The organism is Streptomyces sp. NPDC052079, assembly GCF_040680275.1.
Lineage (GTDB): Bacteria > Actinomycetota > Actinomycetes > Streptomycetales > Streptomycetaceae > Streptomyces.
Genome location: NZ_JBFAWL010000004.1, coordinates 325,397 through 342,611, shown reverse-complemented (window position 1 = coordinate 342,611; position 17,215 = coordinate 325,397). Strand labels below are relative to the sequence as shown.

The window sequence follows — 17,215 nt, the reverse complement described above, 5'->3', positions numbered from 1 at the left end:
CGCATGCCGCCTCCGACCAGGTGTCCTGACGGTCAACTGGCTGTCAAGAGGGGCACGGTTGCGGAGATGTGACGGCCGCGGGCGCGGGCCGGCGGGGTCTCTCATCCGGCTTTCACCGTTGCCTCATACGGTGGGGGCATGACGCAGGTGACTCCTCCCGGGTGGTACCCCGACCCCGGGCAGACGAATGACGGACCGGCCGCCGAGCGCTGGTGGGACGGCGCGGCCTGGACGGACCAGGTCCGGCCGGCGGGGTCGGCCGCCGCGTGGGGGTCGGCCTATCCGGCGTACCCCGCTCCGCCGCCGCCCGGACGCGGGCACCGGGTGCGGTACGGGGTGGCTGTGGCGGTGGCCGTCGCCGTCCTGGCGAGCATCGGTGTGGGGGTGTACGCGCTGACGGACGACGGCGGGGGCGGTGCCACGACCTCGCAGGGACCGGGCGGACGAAACGACGGACGGGACGGCGGTTCAGGCGGCTCGGGCGAGGGACCCGAGCCGGACGGCTCCGAGGCGCCGCGGATCGAGAGCGGATCGGTGACCGACGCGCTGAGCGGGATCAGTCTTCCGGTCCCGGAGGGCTGGTACGGCCAGGAACTCGAGGTGGGTGCGGCGGTGACGTCGAAGGACGGATACGACTGTCCGGGCAACACGTCCAAGAGCTGCACCAAGGGCGGCGCGTACTCGGCGCCCGCCCTGGCGCTCGGCGCCCGTGGCTCCACCGCCGAGGAGGTCGCCAAGGCGGACATCGCCGCCAACGCCGAGGAGAGCTACGGCGGCGACTCCTACGGGAAGATCACCTCGCACGACGTGCTCGCGTCCAAGGCGGTGACGGTGGCCGGGCAGAAGGGCTACCTGGTGCGCTGGAAGGCGGTCACCAGCAAGGGCTCCGACGGGTACGTGCAGTCGCTCGCCTTCCCGTCCCCCGCACAGCCGAAGCAGATCGTGGTGGTCCGCTTCGGGGTCGACACCGACCAGACGCAGGCCGTCCTCGACGAGATCACCGAGGGCATCGAGGTGTCGTCGGGCGGCGGCAGGGGCCAGGACGTCTGACGGCGGCGCATGACGGCCGGGTGGGCCACCTCTCCGCTCCAGAGGTGACCCACCCGGCCGGGCGCCCTGACGGCTCGTCGGAGGGGTCGCCGGTCGGGGAGTAACCGAACGAAGGGAGCTCAAAGGCGGCAGGTCCGCCGGCTTCGACCGACGGCACCGTCGCGGCCGCAGTGATCCGACCTGGCTCCGGCAGTGTTCCGCCGGACAGAACCTGGACCACATGTTCCTTCAGCCCGTGCTTCCAAAAGGTGAAATCCGGTGTCACGCCGTCGTCACGGCACATGAGAAGGCACACCATTCCTCTCGACAGGGGGAGCAGCGCCATCGGCCGGACACTGCGTCGGTGACGGGACCGCCCCGCGATCGACACGTCACAACAATCACCATTTGTCACGATACATCACTAACAGCTACATGCCCCATGTGCGTGCATACTGGCCAGAGCCTGGACATCGGCGAGCCTTTCCAGCAGTTCTGGCCCAAGCCCTACAAGCTTCCGGCGCGCGAGCCCGGAGCGGATATTCGGTTGCTCAAACGCGAACGTGGGGCATGCAATGTCCGGCATGGTGACTGAGGTTCGCATGCCGCGACACGACGAGATGACCGCGTACTACCGCGCATTGCCGTTCGCGAACGGATTGCCGCACTGGGAGCCCGCGGACGCGGCGTGGCACGGTGGCCCCGAACCATGGCCTCCACCACGCACACCCGCCGGCGTGGAGCAACTCGAGGAGTGGGCAGCGGCCGATATCAAGGACGACGCCTTCCATCCGATTGCGACCTTCGTCGACGGCAGATGCGTCGGCGCATCGGCGACCATCTCCTTCGAGGTGACGGTTCCGGGCGGGAGAACGGCGAGGATGGCCGGTGTCACTGCCACCGGAGTGATCGTGACACACCGCCGGCGTGGGTACCTACGGCAGATGATGCAGGCCATGTTCGAAGCAGCCCTGGAGCGAGGCGAGCCGTTGGCGATGCTCAGCGCGAGCGAGGGCAGCATCTATGGACGCTTCGGATTCTCGCCCGCGACGTACCGCACCCGCTGGGAGCTGGCCCGCCACGAAGCCGCCCTCCTGCCGGCGGAGCCCGATCCGGGTTCGCTGGAACTGGTCGACGCCGCGCAGGCGAAGGAGGTCTGGCCCGGGGTGCATGCGGAGGTGCGTGCCCACCGCGTCGGGGAACTCAGCCCTCAGCCCGGGCGCTGGGACGGGCTGTCCGACGAAGCAGACGGCACCAAGGGGCCGCTGCGCTATCTCGTCCACCGTAACCAGCGCGGCACTGTGGACGGCATAGCCAACTTCCGACTGCCATGGTCGCCGACCAGGGAGCATGCCGGAACGCTCGTGGTGGAAGCCCTGGAGGCGACGAACCCGGTGGCCTACCGTGCCCTGTGGGGAGTACTGATCGACTTCGACCTCACCAAAACCGTCGTGGCAGCCGGCCGTCCGCGTGACGAACCCCTGCGGTGGATGCTCACGAACCCGCGGGCGATGCGGGTCACCCGCCAGACGGACAACCTCTGGGCGCGCCTTCTCGACGTCCCCCGAGCCCTGACGCAACGCTCGTACCCGACGCCCGGCGAGCTGAGCTTCACGATTCGCGACGACCGGATGTGCCCGGCGAACAACGGAACCTGGCATCTGGAAGCGGACGGCCCCGTGGCGACGTGCGTTCCCACCGACAAGGCGGCAGACCTCACCCTCACGCTCCCAGCGCTCAGCTCCCTTTACTTGGGAGGCATGTCGACGAGTCACCTGGCGTATGCGGGCCACATCACCGCGCACACCGACGGCGCGATCGACCGGCTGGCTCGCATGTTCCGGACCGACCCCGAACCGCACAACTCCTTCGGCTTCTGACGAGGCGGTGCGTGGAGAGAGTAAGTCCCTCTCTCAACTTTGGTCACGTCGTCAGTGCCGCCTGCTGTCGCGCGTAAGGCACGCGGCCCGCACCCGAGCCCACGCCGCTCCGTCGCCTGCCCAGGCGTTCCGGCGCATGCGCACTCGCTGCGTCCGACCGGCCCGACACACACTGTGAGGGACAACCGCCATGACCACGGCATTTCCGGCCGCTCCGCTTCTTTCCGGCTCACCCCGTCTCCGGCTGGTGGGCGACACCGCTCGGCCTTTCCCCCAGGGACACCCCTCCGCGCCGCTCCTCGGCTACCTCGTGCTCGTCCCCGAGGGCACCGACCCCGCGGAGCTCTTCGCCAAGGACAGGCCACGGCCCGAGTTCCGGCCGGTCGTCGCCGCCACGGACCCGGACCCCGTCCGGGAGACGGCGGACGACGTCGTCCAGATCGATCCCGAGCGACATGTCGCCTTCGTCGACGGTCGCGAACTCGACCTCACCTACCTGGAGTTCGCGCTGCTGGCGCATCTCGTCCGGCATCCCCACCATGTGCAGGCACGTGAGCGGCTGGTGACCGCCGTCTGGGGCTACGACCACGTCGGCGACGGCCGCACCGTGGACGTCCACATCGCCCGCCTGCGCCGCAAGCTGGGCGAAGCGCACCGGCACCGCATCGTCACCGTCCGGCGCGTGGGCTACAAGTACGTGCCCGGTCAGCCGGAGAGCTCCAACGCCGCGCCCTGCGGCCGACCTTGAGGAGACCACGAGCCCGCCGTGAGTTGGTCGACGGGGGTGGCCGGGCTGGCCGCCGGGCTGCTCATAGCGATGGTGACCGCGCCGGTGGGGGTGTCCGGTGCGGTCTTCCTGCTGCCCGTGCAGCTGAGCGTCCTCGGCGTGCCCAGCCCGGCGGTCACTCCCACCAATCTGCTGTTCAACGTGGTGGCCGGGCCCGGCGCCCCGCTGCGCCACCACCGCGAGGGACTGCTGCGCGGCCCCCTGACGCGCCGTCTCGTGACCGGCACTCTGCCCGGCGTGGCCGTCGGCGCCGTCATACGCGTCTTCGCCGTCCCGGGAGCCATCGTCTTCCGGCTTCTGGTCGCCGCTCTGCTGCTGCCGCTGGGCCTGTGGCTCGTGGGGCGCACGCTGCGGCCCGCCCGGCGGGCCAGGGCCGCGGAACCCTCCCCCCGTGCGCTCACGGGACTGGCCCTGGCGGTCGGCGTCATCGGCGGGATCTACGGAATCGGCGGCGGGTCGCCCGTCGGCCCCGTCCTGGTCGGCCGGGGCATGCCCGTCGCCCGCGTGGCACCGGCCGCCCTCGCCTGCACCTTCGCCACCTCCGTGGCCGGCGCCGCGGCCTTCGCTCTGCTGTCCCTGACCGGCTCCGGTGACACCGCCCCCGTCTGGTCCCTGGGCCTGACCTGCGGCCTCGGCGGACTGATCGGCGGCTACCTCGGGGCACGTCTGCGGCCCCGTCTGCCCGAGACGGCACTGCGTCTCCTGCTCGGCGCCCTGGCCGCCCTCCTCGGAGCCGTCTACGCCGCTCAACAAGGTCCTCAAGGACGAGGGCAAGGAGGCGGCCGACGACGCCGGTCTCGGCGTCAAGTGACGGCACGGCGGTCTCAGGCGCGCAGCCAGACCGCCGTGTCCTTCGGCAGTCGTCCGTCCTCCGTGAGCGTGCCGCCGGCGCTCGCGGGCGGCCCCGTACTTCCGCCCCGGCCGCGGGGCGGCGGCGAGCTTGTGGGCAGCTGACCGGCCGTCCGCCCTGGGGGGTGCGACCGCGGGGGCGTTCAGTCGACGGCGGGGACCACCCGGAGGTGGGAGGCGGTGCGGCGGGTCCTGCGGCCGGCGGCCGCCACGGGGTGGGGCTCGCGCAGCACCAGGGTCAGCCGGACACACCCCATCTCCTGGAGGGTTCCTGTCGTCTCCACGACGATGCGGCAGTCGGTGGCGCCCCAGCGCGGGTCGGGGTGCAGCAACGGCCGTACCGCGCCGTCGTGTTCGGCGGCCCGCTCGCCGACGGACCGGAGCCAGTGCGGCAGCCCGTGCCGGTAGGCGGCCTCCATGATCGGGTCCTGGGCGATGTCGCGGCGGATGGACTGCAGCCCGTGGTCGTGGCCGTGCTGCTCGACGGTCTTGGCGAAGTGGGCCAGCATCGGCAGGCACCAGCTCGACTCGTGGTCGCCGAGGACCGTGGCGGCATCCGGGTGGAAGAGCACGAACCGCAGGAAGTTGTCGCTGGGCGCGGCCGTGGGATGCGGCTCGACCTCCCCGAAAAGTGACCGGAAAGCACCGTTGGTCAGCAGTACGTCCCAGCGGTGGTCCACCACCAGTGAGGGGAACGGGGCCGCTTCCAGAAGAGCGGCGTAGTCCTGCAGATAGGCCTGGGCCTCGGGGGTCCCGGGGACGGGCCGCGGTACCGGCCGCTGCCCTCCTGCCTGATATGCCATCGGGAGGTCACCCCTCTTGCCTGTGCGGCCCTGACGCGGCGCCCCGATCCTGGTGCCCGGACACGCGGCATGTCAACTATCGTGGCATTCCACGACGGTTGACGGCCGAAATTGGCCACAGTTGTGGCGAGACCTGGATGTGAGTTCGAAGCACCGGCTAGTCTCCGTGAAGTTCACGGCAATCGCTTGTGAGAAGCCTGTGAGAGACGTAGGAGATCTTTCGGTGACGGGTGGCTTCGAGGGTCCGGGCACCGCGCCGACGACCGCGCTGCCGGCCGTCGTCGCCCGCGTCTCCGCACTCGCCGACCGGCTGGGCGTGGCGCACACCGAGGTCTTCGACGTCGGCCGGCTGTCCGTGGCCTCCGGTGTCCCGGAGCCCGTGGTCAAGGCGCTGCTGAGCGGCCGGTCCGCGGGCGAGCCCGATGTGCAGGCCCGGTTCGTCCAGCGGCTGGACCTGCTGCGCCGCACCCGGCTCAAGCCCAACGGCCGCAAGTACACGCAGCAGGAGATCGCCGACGGGGCGGGCATGTCACGGCAGCAGGCGGGCGCGCTGATCAACGGCGACCGGCGGCCCACCATGGAGCACTGCGACGCCATCCAGCGGTTCTTCCAGGTCCACGCCGGTTTCCTCACCGCCGAGGACCCCGAGGCGCTCGCGAACGCCCTCCAGCACACCGAGCAGGACCTGCTCCAGAAGCTCGCGGACCGGGAGCGGGGCGCCGCGGACGTCGCCGACGACCCCCTGGAGCGGCTGCTGCAGGACCACGGTGTGCGGGGAATCGCCTGGCGGGCCGCGCAGCTGCCCACCGACCAGCACCGCGACAAGGTCGCGGAGTGGCTGGACATGCTCCTGGAGAGTGTCCAGCGGCCCAAGTCGTGACCCGGGGAGAACTGTGGGCATCGGTAGGGAAATGCGCCGCCTGTGCGGCGAGTTGGTCGCGGAGCTGACGCTTCCCGTCCCGGCGCGGCCCGCCGATCTGTACGCCGCCCTGTGCGAGGCGATGAGCAGGCGCCGCGGCCGGCCCGTGCTGTTCCGTACGGCCGTCTTCCCGCCGGGGACCGCGAGCGGGCTGTGGCTCGACATGACGGACCTGGACCTCGTGGTGATCGAGGAACGCACGGCACCCGACCACCAGTTGGTGATCCTGGGGCACGAACTGTGGCACATGAAGGCGGGCCACAGCGGTCATCATGTCGCGGGCGCGCAGGTCGCGACCCGGCTCCTGGGTGCGGTGCCGCTCGACGAGGACATGCTGCGGGCGACGGTCCTGAAGGTCGCCGCGCGCACCCGGTTCGACCTGGCAGAGGAGAAGGAGGCCGAGGCGTTCGGTCTGCTGCTGGCCAGCAAGTGCCGGACGCTGCTCGCCGGTTCGTCCCTGCGCGGGCCGGTGCGCCGGGACCATCTGGCGGGCCGCATCGGGGCGTCGCTCGGATACCTGGGTCCGCAGAGCTGAGCGGGCGCCCCGATTGTCAGTGGTGGGCGGCAAGCTGGATGTGCGTGCACCGACGACCACGACACGGGGAGAGCCGAGCGATGCCCACCGCCGTACTGACCGACCGCGAGCGCACCGCCGTCCAGGCCTATCTACGACTGCTGAGCACCGTACGCGCCGCCCTCGACACCCACCCGGGCACACCGGTCCCCCCGCTCGTCCTCACCGAGGCAGAAACCGCCCTGGCGGAAGCAGGCCTAACAGGCAACGAGGAGGCCTTCTTCCGCCTCCTCAGAGCCTGGCACCCCACCCAGTAGCCCTGGGAGACCACACGGGGGCCACCACCCGCCCCACCACCCCACGCGCATCAGGCATGCGCAAAATCCACCTACCCTGCCCCAAAAAACCCGCGTCGGACGGGGAACTACGCGACCAACCCCCGCGCACCCGCAGCCACCCCACCACCCCCCGCAGCAGCGTCAGGTGTGCGGAACCACGACCGCCGTGGCCACGAAACCCCCCGCTGCGGTCCAGCGCCCGGTGAAGTGGTTGACGCGGCGCCCGCCCACCCACGGCCCGGGGACGAGAAGCGCGGCCCGGAAGCCACCCCCGGACACCCCGGCGTCGTCGGGTTCGTCCGCGAACAACTCAATGTCCGCCTCCAAGAAGTCCAGCCACTTGCCAGTGAGCGGAAACCACGCCTTGTACACCGCCTCCTTGGCACTGAACAGCAACCGGTCCCAGTGCACGGCGGGCAACTCACGGGCCAGCCCGCCGATCCGCGCCGCCTCCCCGGGCAGCGCCACGGACGACAGCACCCCCTCCGGCAACGGCCCATGCACCTCGGCATCGATACCGATAGACGCCAGATCCCCGGCACGAACGAGCGCGGCGGCGCAGTAACCCGCGCAGTGCGTCATACTGCCCACCAGCCCCTCCGGCCAGATCGGCGCACCGCGTTCCCCCGGCAGCACCGGCCGCGGCGGCACACCAAGCTTCGACATCGCACGGCGCGCGCAGCACCGCACGGCGGTGAACTCCCGCCGCCGCTTGAGGACGGCCCGCTCCACCAGCGCCGCCTCCTCGGGATACAGCGGAGCGTCGGCACCCTCCTCGCCGTAGGCCTCGACGGCCACCACCGTCTGCGGCAGCAGTTCCCCAATCATCGCGACGCGTCCTCCCGGGGCACGATCCGCCGCAACCGCCCCGGTGGCCGGTCCCGCTTGCGCCACTCGCGCGGGTAGCCCACAGACACCTCCTCGAAGCGGACCCCGTCCTGCCAGGTGGTGCGGGGGATGTGCAGATGGCCGTAGACCACGGTGTGGACGGGGAACCGGCGGTGCCAGTCGTCGGTCAGCACGGTGCCGCACCACATGGCGAACTCCGGGTACCAGAGCACCTCCGTCGGATGACGGTGCAGCGGGTGGTGGTTGACGAGAACGACGGGCAGATCGTCCGGGAGTTCCCCGAGCCGGCGCTCGGTCTCGCCGACCCGGGCCCGGCACCACTCCTCCCGGGTCGGATACGGGTCGGGGTGCAGCAGATGTTCATCCGTGCAAACAACCCCGGTGCCGTTCGCGTACTCCAGCCCCTCCTCCTTGGTGGCGCAGCCGGCCGGCAGGAACGTGTAGTCGTACAGCAGGAAGAGCGGCGCGACGGCCACCGGCCCGCCCGGTCCGTCCCAGACGGGGTAGGGGTCCTCGGGGGTGACCACCCCGAGGTCGCGGCACTGCTGGACCAGATGGTCGTAGCGGGCGACGCCGCGGAGTGTGACCGAATCACGCGGATGGGTCCACAGCTCGTGGTTGCCGGGCACCCAGACAACCTTGGCGAACCGCCCGGCCAGGGTCTTGAGGGCCCAGCGGATGTCCTCGACGGTCTCCGCCACATCACCGGCCACCAGCAGCCAGTCCTCGTCGGACTCCGGCCGCATGCCCTCGACCAGGGCACGGTTCTCGGCGTAGCCGATGTGCAGGTCGCTGATGGCCCACAGCTGTCCGCCGCCGCCCGTCCCCGACATTCCCCGTCGTCCCTTCAGCCGTCACCGAACGCCACCACGAGATCACAAGCGTGCCGTCGGAACAAGCGCGACCCGTGCGCCGCACGTGGTATCAGGACCGGCTGCCGAAGCCCTATGATCCCCCTACACCACCGCCGTGAAACGTCTTTCGGACAGGGCGGTTCGGTGACCCTCCATACGTCTGCCCGGGCAACGGGCCGCTCAGCCCTGCCCGCGAACCCTGAAAGGCGGCCTGCATGGTCTCTCGCGTACGCGTCTGGCTCAACCGCACGTACGCGGAGAACGTGTTCTTCATGGATCAGCTGAGGAGAAATCCCAGCGACCGGGCCGTCGAGATCCATGCCACCCACGGCGACCTCGACTCCCCCGTGCTGGCCGCCGCCGACACCGCCGAACTGGAGCCCGAGGGGCTGTCCCCGTCCGCGTACGTCGAGTACGCGCTCATCCAGTGCCGGCGGCGCGGCATCGACGTGTTCGTCCCCCGGCTGCACCAGGCGGCGATCGTCGCGCACCGCGCCGAGTTCCAGGCGGTCGGTACGGCACTGCTGGCGCCGCCGCCCGAGGCGGTGGCCGTGTTCCAGGACAAGGTGATCGCCTATGAGGCGGTCCAGGCCATCGGCGTGCCGGTGCCGCCGTGGTGGCGGGTGCGCGGCGCGGACGAACTCATCGCGGCGGTCGACGAGTTGGAGGGGCTCGGACACCGGGCCTGTCTGAAACCCGCGTCCGGCGCGGGCGGTGTCGGCTTCCGCATGATCACCCGTGCCCCCTTCTCCCTCACGCAGTTGAGCGGCTACCCGAGCCCGTGCGTGCCCCTCGGCCTGGTGCTGGACGCCATGCGGCGGGCGGAGGAGCCGGTGGACTGGCTGGTGATGCCGCGCCTGGAGCAGCCCGAGGTGTCGGTGGACTGTCTGACCGGGCCCGACAACCGGGTCCGGCTGGCGGTGGGACGCACCAAGAACGGCAGGCGCAGGGGCTTCACGCTGCACGAGCAGTGGCTGGAGCCGGCCCGGCGGATCGCGGAGGGCTTTGGTCTGCATCACCTGTCGAACATCCAGTTCCGGATGCTCGGCGAGCGGCCCGTGCTCATGGACGTCAACACCCGGCCGGCGGGCGGGCTGCACCAGCTGTCGCTGTGCGGGGTGAACGCCCCGTGGGCCGCCGTACGGCTGGCGCTGGGCGACGATCCGGGCGAGATCGTGCCGCCGTTCCTGGGCCAGGACTATTCGGTGGTGTCCGGTCCGCGTCCGCTGCTGCCGGTGACGCTGCCGCAGCAGCGTGCCGAGGTGCCCGCGCCCCGGTCCGCGCTGGGTGCGGTACCTGCCCCGGCGGCGCCCGCCGGGCCGAGAACGACAACCGGGGCGCGGTCGTAGGAACTTCGCGGAAAAATTTTCCGCCGAGGGTGTATCAGGGGCCGGGCCACGGACTCTTGATGGTGAAGGCGACTGGGGAAGCCGCCGGGGGGAAACACGGGGGAACGGGGGCTCGGGTCGGTCGGTCGCTGTCACGGGGGGCGACCGGTCGGCCCGAAGCCCTCTTCGGTCTCGGCTAGTTGAGGTAGGCGAGGCCGGGATGGACAGCCGTGTAGCCGTCGACGAGCCGGCGGGCCACGGTGACGGAGTCCACGAGCGGGTGCAGCGCGAACGCCTTGACGGCGCTCGCGCGGGAGCCCGACCGGGCGGCGGCGAGCACCTCGCGTTCCACGGCCTTGACGGCGCAGACCAGGCCGGTGGCGTGGTCGGGCAGCGGGTCGACGGATACCGGGTGCGCCCCGTTGGCGTTCACGAGGCAGGGCACCTCGATCACGGCCTCCGCGTCCAGGGGCGAAAGGGTGCCGCGGTTGCGGACGTTGAGGATCAGCGTGGTGCGTTCGTCGCGGGCGATGGCCCGCATCAGGGCGAGGGCCACCTTCTCGTAGCCACCGGACAGATCGTCGGCCTCGCGCTCCCCCGCGCCCGCCGCCTCCCGGTTCTCGGACATATACGTGGCCTCGCGTTCGGCGCGGGTTCGCTCCCACAGGGCGAGGGCGGAGACGCCGGGGTCGCCGGTGCCGGCGTAGAAGGCGGTCTGCTGGTCGTGCAGGAACGCGCCCCGGGTCCGCTCGGCCCGCCGGTAGGCCTCTACGGCCTCACGGCTGAAGTAGTAGTAGTGCAGGTACTCGTTGGGGATCGCGCCCAGGGAACGCAGCCAGTCGGCGCCGAAGAGCCTGCCTTCCTCGAAGGAGCCGAGCAGGGCGGAGTCGGCGAGCAGGCGCGGCAGTTCGTCCCGGCCGGCGACCCACAGGCCGCGCACCCAGCCGAGGTGGTTGAGGCCGGCGTAGTCGATCCACGCCTCCCGCGGCGATGCGCCGAGCACCCGGGCGATACGGCGGCCGAGGCCGACCGGTGAGTCGCAGATGCCGATGACGCGGTCCCCGAGGTGGCGGGCCATGGCCTCGGTGACCAGTCCCGCCGGGTTGGTGAAGTTGATGACCCAGGCGTCGGGGGCGACGCGGGCCACCCGGCGGGCGATGTCGACGGCGACCGGCACGGTGCGCAGACCGTAGGCGATGCCGCCCGCGCCGACGGTCTCCTGGCCGAGCACGCCCTCCGCGAGGGCGACCCGTTCGTCGTTCGCCCTGCCTTCCAGGCCGCCGACCCGGATCGCGGAGAAGACGAAGTCGGCGCCGCGCAGCGCCTCGTCGAGGTCGGTGGTGGTGGTCACCCGGGGGGCGTCGGGCACGCCGTCGGCCTGCTCGGCCAGGACCCGGGCGATCGCGCGCAGCCGGCCGGCGTCCACGTCATGCAGGACGACCCGGGTCACCCGTCCCTCCGCGTGGTCCGCGAGCAGTGCTCCGTAGACCAGCGGAACGCGGAACCCTCCGCCGCCCAGAATCGTCAGCCTCACATCCGCACCCTTCCCACCACGACGAACGCGGACGACCCTACTCGCGGGGCGGACATCACCGCGGGCCGCACGCCCCCGCCGCCCGCGCCCTGCGCCGGCCCGCCCCGACCCCCGGGAGACCGCCGTCCATCCCGGCCGAGTCGCATGCCCCGGATGCCAGGTCCGCGCCCCACCCGAACGGACCAGCACGTCGAGTCCGAGGCGGGCCCGCGTGGTACCCGTTCACGCGAGTACCGATTCGCCCGGTGCGCGCGGTTGCCGCCATCGCGGGAGAGAAGATGATCAATGTGAGCGAAGCGACCGCGAGCGCGGGAGCACTGAACCGACGGCCGGACGCGGGCGTGTCGGTCCGGCTCGACGGCCTGTCCCGCGAGCACCTCACCTCCGGCGCTCTCGGGGCACTGGTCCGGTCCGGCAGCGTCACCGGCGTCACCACCGACCCGTCGGTCCCGCGGGCGGGTGTCGCCTCCGGAGCGGGCTACGAGGAGCAGCTCGCCGGCCTGGCGGTGCGGGGCGTGACCGCGGACGAGGCCGTTCGGATGATGACCACTGCGGACGTCCGAGGGGCCGCCGAACGTGCTGATCGGCATCCCGGTGACCAGGGCCGGACTCGCCGCGATCACCGAGGTGACGGCGCCGGCATCGGCGTCCACGTCACGCTGATCTTCTCCCTGGAGCGCTACCGCGAGGTGATGGACGCCCACCTCACCGGTCTCGAGCGGGCACGGACTCACGGACACGACCTGGCCGCCCTCCACTCCGTCGCCTCCCTCTCCGTCTCCCTCATGGACGGCGAGATCGACAAGCGGCTGACCGTGCCGGGCACGGACGAGGCGCTCGCGAACGCGCGGCTCGCCTACGCGGCGTACGAGGAGTTCTTCTCCTCGGAGCGCCGGCTGGCGGTGGCCAGTGGTACCCGGTCCGACAAGCAGCGGGCCGCTGTGGGCGTCCACCGAGGTGAGGGACCCCGCTCACCAGGACACCCGGTATGTGGAGGAGCTGGTCGCACCCGGCACCGTCAGCACGATGTCCGAGGCCACGCTGAGGGCCACCGCCGACCACGGGGTGGTCCGGGGCGACACCGTCACCGGCGGTTGCGCCCAGGCGCGGGCCGATCCGGCCGCCGTGGAGCGGCTCGGGATCTTGTACGACGAGGTGGTGCGACAGCTGGAGGACGAGGACGCCTGGCAGGAGCTGCTCGACGCGGTGACGCAGCCGCTCGACGGCAAGGGAGTTGACGCGCAATGACCGACGACACGACCCGACCCGGGGCGCAGCCTCCCGGCGGCAGGACCGAACCGGAGGCGGCGCCCGACGCGGGGGCCGCACCAGGCACCCGGCCCCCCGGCACACCGGCCGAGGCGGAGACGGACGCCCCGGCGGCCGAGGGCACCGCCCCGCAGGAGCCGCGCCCGGCCGCCCTCACCGCGCCCCCGGTCGGCTGGTCCAACCCGCTGCGCGACCCCCGGGACCGCCGGCTGCCACGGATCGCGGGCCCCTCCGGGCTGGTCATCTTCGGGGTGACCGGCGACCTGTCCCGCAGGAAGCTGATGCCGGCCGTGTACGACCTCGCCAACCGGGGTCTGCTGCCGCCCGGCTTCTCGCTGGTCGGGTTCGCCCGCCGGGACTGGGAGGACCAGGACTTCGCCGAGGTGGTGCATGACGCCGTCAAGGAGCACGCGCGGACCCCGTTCCGCGAGGAGGTCTGGCAGCAGCTCTCCGAGGGCATGCGGTTCGTCCCGGGCGACTTCGACGACGACCACGCCTTCGAACAGCTGCGCAAGGCGGTCGACGAGCTGGACGCGTCCCGGGGCACCAGCGGCAACTACGCCTTCTACCTCTCCGTACCGCCCAAGTTCTTCCCGAAGGTCGTCCAGCAGCTGAAGCGGCACAGGCTGGCCGAGGCCCCCGAGGGCTCCTGGCGGCGCGCCGTGATCGAGAAGCCGTTCGGGCACGACCTGAAGTCGGCCCAGGAGCTGAACGCGATCGTGCACGACGTGTTCGAGCCGGAGCAGGTCTTCCGCATCGACCACTACCTGGGCAAGGAGACGGTCCAGAACATCCTGGCGCTGCGCTTCGCCAACCAGCTGTTCGAACCGATCTGGAACCGGTCCTTCGTGGACCATGTGCAGATCACCATGGCCGAGGACATCGGCATCGGCGGCCGGGCCGGCTACTACGACGGCATCGGCGCCGCCCGCGACGTCATCCAGAACCACCTCCTGCAACTGATGGCACTCACCGCGATGGAGGAGCCGGTATCCTTCGACGCGGACTCGCTGCTCACCGAGAAACTGAAGGTGTTCCGGGCCGTGCGGCTCCCCGAGGACCTGGGCCGGCACACGGTTCCCGGGCAGTACGCGGCCGCCTGGCAGGGCGGTGCGAAGGTGCGCGGCTATCTGGAGGAGGAGGGCATCGCCCCGTCCTCCACCACCGACACCTACGCCGCGATCAAGCTCGGGGTGGACAACCGCCGCTGGGCGGGCGTGCCCTTCTACCTGCGCACCGGCAAGCGGCTCGCCCGCCGGGTCACCGAGATCGCGGTGGTCTTCCAGCGGGCACCGCACTCCCCCTTCGACTCCACCGCCACCGAGGAGCTGGGCGAGAACGCCGTCGTGATCCGTGTTCAGCCGGACGAGGGCATGACGGTCCGGTTCGGCTCCAAGGTGCCGGGTACCTCGATGGAGCTGCGGGACGTGACCATGGACTTCGCCTACGGCGAGTCGTTCACCGAGTCCAGCCCGGAGGCGTACGAACGGCTCATCCTGGACGTGCTGCTCGGGGACGCCAACCTGTTCCCCCGTCACCAGGAAGTGGAGGAGTCCTGGAAGATCCTCGACCCGATCGAGGAGTACTGGGCGTCGCACCGCCGGCCGGCCCGGTACGCGGCGGGCACCTGGGGGCCCGTGGAAGCCGACGAGATGCTCGCACGAGACGGACGGAGCTGGCGCAGGCCATGAAGATCGACCTGACCGACACCACGGCAAGTGACGTCAACAAGGCGCTGGTGCAGGGCCGCCGCGCCATCGGCACCCCGGCCGTGGGCATGGTTCTGACGATGGTGATCGTCACGGACGAGGAGAACGCCTACGACTCGATCAAGGCGGCCGAGGAGGCCTCGCACGAGCACCCCTCGCGCACCCTGGTGGTGATCAAGCGGCATGCCCGCAACCCGCGCGAGCGCACCCACTCCCGGCTGGACGCCGAGGTCAGGGTGGGCTCGGAGGCGGGCACCGGGGAGACGGTGGTGCTGCGGACGTACGGCGAGGTGTCGGACCACGCCGACTCGGTGGTGCTGCCGCTGCTGCTGCCGGACGCCCCGGCGGTGGTCTGGTGGCCGACGGAGGCGCCCGAGAACCCCGCGAAGGACCCGGTGGGCGCCCTGGCCCAGCGCAGGATCACGGACCTGTACGCCGCCGAGGACCCGATCGAGATGCTGGAGACCCGGATGCGTACCTACGCGCCCGGCGACACCGACCTCGCCTGGACCCGGCTGACGCTGTGGCGCTCCATGCTGGCGGCGGCGCTGGACCAGGCGCGGGCGACGGTGACGTCGGCGGCCGTGGAGGCGGAGGCCGACAACCCCTCCGCCGAGCTGCTGGCGCGCTGGCTGGAGGCACGGCTGCGGGTCACCGTCGACCGGGTGGTGACAGGGGGCCCGGTGGTCACCGCGGTACGGCTGAGGACCGAGGACGGCGAGGTCGTCATCGACCGGCCCGAGGGCCCGCTGGCCACCCTGACCCTGCCCGGGCAGCCCGCGCGCCGGCTCGCGCTGAAGGTCCGCTCCACCTCCGAGCTCATCGCCGAGGAGCTCAGGCGCCTGGACGCGGACGAGATGTACGCCGTCGCCCTGCGTGGCGAGGACCTCGAGGAGGCCCCCGCCCATGTCTGACGTCCCCGAGCCGACCCGGCGCCCCGAGTGGGCCGCCCTGGAGAACCACCGGTCGGACACCCTGCCGCAACCGGACCTGCGCACCTTTTTCGCCGACGACCCGTCCCGCGCACAGCGCTACGTCGTGGACGTGGGCGATCTGCGCATCGACTACTCCAAGCACCTGGTCGACGACGAGACGCTCGCGCTGCTGCTCGAACTGGCCGAGGCCACCGACGTGTACGGCCTGCGCGACGCCATGCTGCGCGGCGAGCGGATCAACGTCACCGAGGACCGGGCCGTGCTGCACACCGCGCTGCGCGCCCCGCGGGACGCGGTGATCGAGGTCGACGGGGAGAACGTCGTCCCGGCCGTGCACGCCGTGCTCGACCGGATGGCCGACTTCGTCGGACGGGTCCGTTCCGGCGAGTGGACCGGCCACACCGGCAGGCGCATCCGCACCATCGTCAACATCGGCATCGGCGGCTCCGACCTCGGCCCGGCGATGGCGTACGAGGCGCTGCGCGCCTACACGGACCGAGAGCTGGCCTTCCGCTTCGTGTCGAACGTGGACGGCGCCGACCTGCACGAGGCGCTGCGCGATCTGGACCCGGCGGAGACGCTGTTCATCGTGGCGTCCAAGACGTTCACCACGATCGAGACGATCACCAACGCCACCTCCGCGCGGACCTGGCTGCTCGACGCCCTTGGCGGTGGAGACAGCGCGGTGGCACGGCACTTCGTCGCCGTGTCGACGAACGCGGAGAAGGTCAGGGACTTCGGTATCGACACGGCGAACATGTTCGAGTTCTGGGACTGGGTCGGCGGACGCTACTCCTACTACTCGGCGATCGGACTGTCGCTGATGATCGCCATCGGCCCGGACCGCTTCCGGGAGATGCTCGACGGGTTCCGCGTCGTCGACGAGCACTTCGCCGGCGCGCCGGCCGAGGCCAACGCTCCCCTGATCATGGGCCTGCTGGGGATCTGGTACAACAACTTCTTCGACGCGCAGTCGCACGCGGTGCTGCCGTACTCGTACTACCTGTCGAAGTTCCCCGCCTACCTTCAGCAGCTGGACATGGAGTCCAACGGCAAGTCCGTGGACCGCCAGGGCCGTCCCGTCTCCTGGCAGACAGGACCGGTGGTGTGGGGCACTCCCGGCACCAACGGGCAGCACGCGTACTACCAGTTGCTCCACCAGGGGACGAAGCTGATCCCGGCCGACTTCATCGGCTTCGCCCGTCCGGTCGCCGAACTGAGCGACGAACTCAAGGCGCAGCACGACCTGCTGATGGCCAACTTCTTCGCCCAGACCCAGGCCCTCGCCTTCGGCAAGACCGCGGACGAGGTGCGGGCGGAGGGCGTGCCCGAGGAGCAGGTGCCGCACCGCACGTTCAAGGGCAACCGCCCCACCACCACGATCCTGGCCACCGAACTGACCCCCTCGGTGCTCGGTCAGCTGGTCGCGCTCTACGAGCACAAGGTGTTCGTACAGGGCGCGATCTGGAACATCGACTCCTTCGACCAGTGGGGCGTCGAACTCGGCAAGGTGCTCGCCAAGCGCGTCGAGCCCGCCCTCACCGAGGGCGCCGACGTCCCCGGCCTCGACCCGTCCACGGCCGCGCTGGTGGCCGCCTACCGCGAACGCAGGAAGTGA

The 17,215-nt window shown here is 71.4% G+C and carries 14 protein-coding genes and 2 pseudogenes; 12 read left to right on the top strand and 4 right to left on the bottom strand.

Annotated features, from left to right (window positions below):
* The first annotated feature begins 138 nt into the window (after nucleotides 1-138).
* The 4 genes and pseudogenes from AB0L56_RS10815 to AB0L56_RS10800 form a co-directional block, all read left to right on the top strand.
* The gene (locus tag AB0L56_RS10815; protein WP_365421370.1) at nucleotides 139-1,050 is read left to right on the top strand and encodes a DUF2510 domain-containing protein; all 912 of its coding nucleotides are present in this window, start codon (nucleotides 139-141) and stop codon (nucleotides 1,048-1,050) included.
* A gap of 554 nt (nucleotides 1,051-1,604) precedes the next feature.
* A complete protein-coding gene (locus tag AB0L56_RS10810; RefSeq protein ID WP_365421367.1) occupies nucleotides 1,605-2,909 on the top strand; it encodes a GNAT family N-acetyltransferase in 1,305 nt (434 codons plus the stop codon).
* A 190-nt stretch (nucleotides 2,910-3,099) separates the two neighbouring features.
* A complete protein-coding gene (locus AB0L56_RS10805) occupies nucleotides 3,100-3,657 on the top strand; it encodes a winged helix-turn-helix domain-containing protein (protein WP_365421364.1) in 558 nt (185 codons plus the stop codon).
* Nucleotides 3,658-3,675: 18 nt separating this feature from the next.
* Nucleotides 3,676-4,446: pseudogene (locus AB0L56_RS10800) on the top strand (sulfite exporter TauE/SafE family protein); the annotation flags it as partial.
* A 242-nt stretch (nucleotides 4,447-4,688) separates the two neighbouring features.
* Here the strand turns inward: AB0L56_RS10800 and AB0L56_RS10795 are convergent.
* Nucleotides 4,689-5,348 carry a hypothetical protein gene (locus tag AB0L56_RS10795; RefSeq protein WP_365421362.1) on the bottom strand — a complete coding sequence of 220 codons (660 nt, stop codon included), beginning with the start codon at nucleotides 5,346-5,348 and terminating at the stop codon, nucleotides 4,689-4,691.
* Between the two features lie 223 nt (nucleotides 5,349-5,571).
* Here AB0L56_RS10795 and AB0L56_RS10790 point away from each other — a divergent pair, with 223 nt between their 5' ends.
* The 3 genes from AB0L56_RS10790 (at nucleotide 5,572) to AB0L56_RS10780 (ending at nucleotide 7,098) form a co-directional block, all read left to right on the top strand.
* Nucleotides 5,572-6,228, top strand: coding sequence for a helix-turn-helix transcriptional regulator (locus AB0L56_RS10790; RefSeq protein WP_361029607.1), 657 nt, complete (start codon nucleotides 5,572-5,574; stop codon nucleotides 6,226-6,228).
* Nucleotides 6,229-6,259: 31 nt separating this feature from the next.
* Nucleotides 6,260-6,802 carry a toxin-antitoxin system, toxin component gene (locus tag AB0L56_RS10785; protein ID WP_365421436.1) on the top strand — a complete coding sequence of 181 codons (543 nt, stop codon included), beginning with the start codon at nucleotides 6,260-6,262 and terminating at the stop codon, nucleotides 6,800-6,802.
* A gap of 80 nt (nucleotides 6,803-6,882) precedes the next feature.
* A complete protein-coding gene (locus AB0L56_RS10780) occupies nucleotides 6,883-7,098 on the top strand; it encodes a hypothetical protein (protein WP_361029604.1) in 216 nt (71 codons plus the stop codon).
* 162 nt (nucleotides 7,099-7,260) lie between these two features.
* On the opposite strand, the gene AB0L56_RS10775 is transcribed toward AB0L56_RS10780, so the two are convergent.
* Complete coding sequence (locus AB0L56_RS10775) at nucleotides 7,261-7,947, bottom strand: 4'-phosphopantetheinyl transferase superfamily protein (RefSeq protein ID WP_365421358.1); 687 nt, start codon at nucleotides 7,945-7,947, stop codon at nucleotides 7,261-7,263.
* Entirely contained in the window at nucleotides 7,944-8,801 is an 858-nt protein-coding gene (locus AB0L56_RS10770) for a metallophosphoesterase (protein WP_365421355.1), read from the bottom strand. Before AB0L56_RS10770 ends, AB0L56_RS10775 begins: the two co-directional genes overlap by 4 nt.
* A 236-nt stretch (nucleotides 8,802-9,037) precedes the next feature.
* Between AB0L56_RS10770 and AB0L56_RS10765 the strand changes: the two genes are divergently transcribed.
* Nucleotides 9,038-10,171, top strand: coding sequence for an ATP-grasp domain-containing protein (locus AB0L56_RS10765; protein WP_365421352.1), 1,134 nt, complete (start codon nucleotides 9,038-9,040; stop codon nucleotides 10,169-10,171).
* Between the two features lie 175 nt (nucleotides 10,172-10,346).
* Here the strand turns inward: AB0L56_RS10765 and AB0L56_RS10760 are convergent, their stop codons facing one another.
* Complete coding sequence (locus tag AB0L56_RS10760; RefSeq protein ID WP_365421349.1) at nucleotides 10,347-11,684, bottom strand: 6-phospho-beta-glucosidase; 1,338 nt, start codon at nucleotides 11,682-11,684, stop codon at nucleotides 10,347-10,349.
* 278 nt (nucleotides 11,685-11,962) lie between these two features.
* On the opposite strand from AB0L56_RS10760, the pseudogene AB0L56_RS10755 reads away from it, so the two are divergent.
* The 4 genes and pseudogenes from AB0L56_RS10755 to pgi all read left to right on the top strand — a co-directional run bounded on the left by AB0L56_RS10755 (nucleotide 11,963) and on the right by pgi (nucleotide 17,215).
* Nucleotides 11,963-12,932, top strand: a pseudogene (locus tag AB0L56_RS10755) (transaldolase family protein).
* A complete protein-coding gene (zwf, locus tag AB0L56_RS10750) occupies nucleotides 12,929-14,644 on the top strand; it encodes a glucose-6-phosphate dehydrogenase (RefSeq protein WP_365421346.1) in 1,716 nt (571 codons plus the stop codon). The pseudogene AB0L56_RS10755 and the gene zwf overlap by 4 nt, the downstream one beginning before the upstream one ends.
* A complete protein-coding gene (gene opcA / locus AB0L56_RS10745) occupies nucleotides 14,641-15,576 on the top strand; it encodes a glucose-6-phosphate dehydrogenase assembly protein OpcA (RefSeq protein WP_361029586.1) in 936 nt (311 codons plus the stop codon). Before zwf ends, opcA begins: the two co-directional genes overlap by 4 nt.
* A complete protein-coding gene (pgi, locus tag AB0L56_RS10740) occupies nucleotides 15,569-17,215 on the top strand; it encodes a glucose-6-phosphate isomerase (RefSeq protein ID WP_365421344.1) in 1,647 nt (548 codons plus the stop codon). Before opcA ends, pgi begins: the two co-directional genes overlap by 8 nt.

Bases quoted from the DNA above. Each gene is read 5' to 3' on its own strand.
- AB0L56_RS10815 (WP_365421370.1), top strand. From the start codon at position 139: ATGACGCAGGTGACTCCTCCCGGGTGGTACCCCGACCCCGGGCAGACG.
- AB0L56_RS10810 (WP_365421367.1), top strand. From the start codon at position 1,605: ATGTCCGGCATGGTGACTGAGGTTCGCATGCCGCGACACGACGAGATG.
- AB0L56_RS10805 (WP_365421364.1), top strand. From the start codon at position 3,100: ATGACCACGGCATTTCCGGCCGCTCCGCTTCTTTCCGGCTCACCCCGT.
- AB0L56_RS10795 (WP_365421362.1), bottom strand. From the start codon at position 5,348: ATGGCATATCAGGCAGGAGGGCAGCGGCCGGTACCGCGGCCCGTCCCC.
- AB0L56_RS10785 (WP_365421436.1), top strand. From the start codon at position 6,260: ATGCGCCGCCTGTGCGGCGAGTTGGTCGCGGAGCTGACGCTTCCCGTC.
- AB0L56_RS10780 (WP_361029604.1), top strand. From the start codon at position 6,883: ATGCCCACCGCCGTACTGACCGACCGCGAGCGCACCGCCGTCCAGGCC.
- AB0L56_RS10775 (WP_365421358.1), bottom strand. From the start codon at position 7,947: ATGATTGGGGAACTGCTGCCGCAGACGGTGGTGGCCGTCGAGGCCTAC.
- AB0L56_RS10770 (WP_365421355.1), bottom strand. From the start codon at position 8,801: ATGTCGGGGACGGGCGGCGGCGGACAGCTGTGGGCCATCAGCGACCTG.
- AB0L56_RS10765 (WP_365421352.1), top strand. From the start codon at position 9,038: ATGGTCTCTCGCGTACGCGTCTGGCTCAACCGCACGTACGCGGAGAAC.
- zwf (WP_365421346.1), top strand. From the start codon at position 12,929: ATGACCGACGACACGACCCGACCCGGGGCGCAGCCTCCCGGCGGCAGG.
- opcA (WP_361029586.1), top strand. From the start codon at position 14,641: ATGAAGATCGACCTGACCGACACCACGGCAAGTGACGTCAACAAGGCG.
- pgi (WP_365421344.1), top strand. From the start codon at position 15,569: ATGTCTGACGTCCCCGAGCCGACCCGGCGCCCCGAGTGGGCCGCCCTG.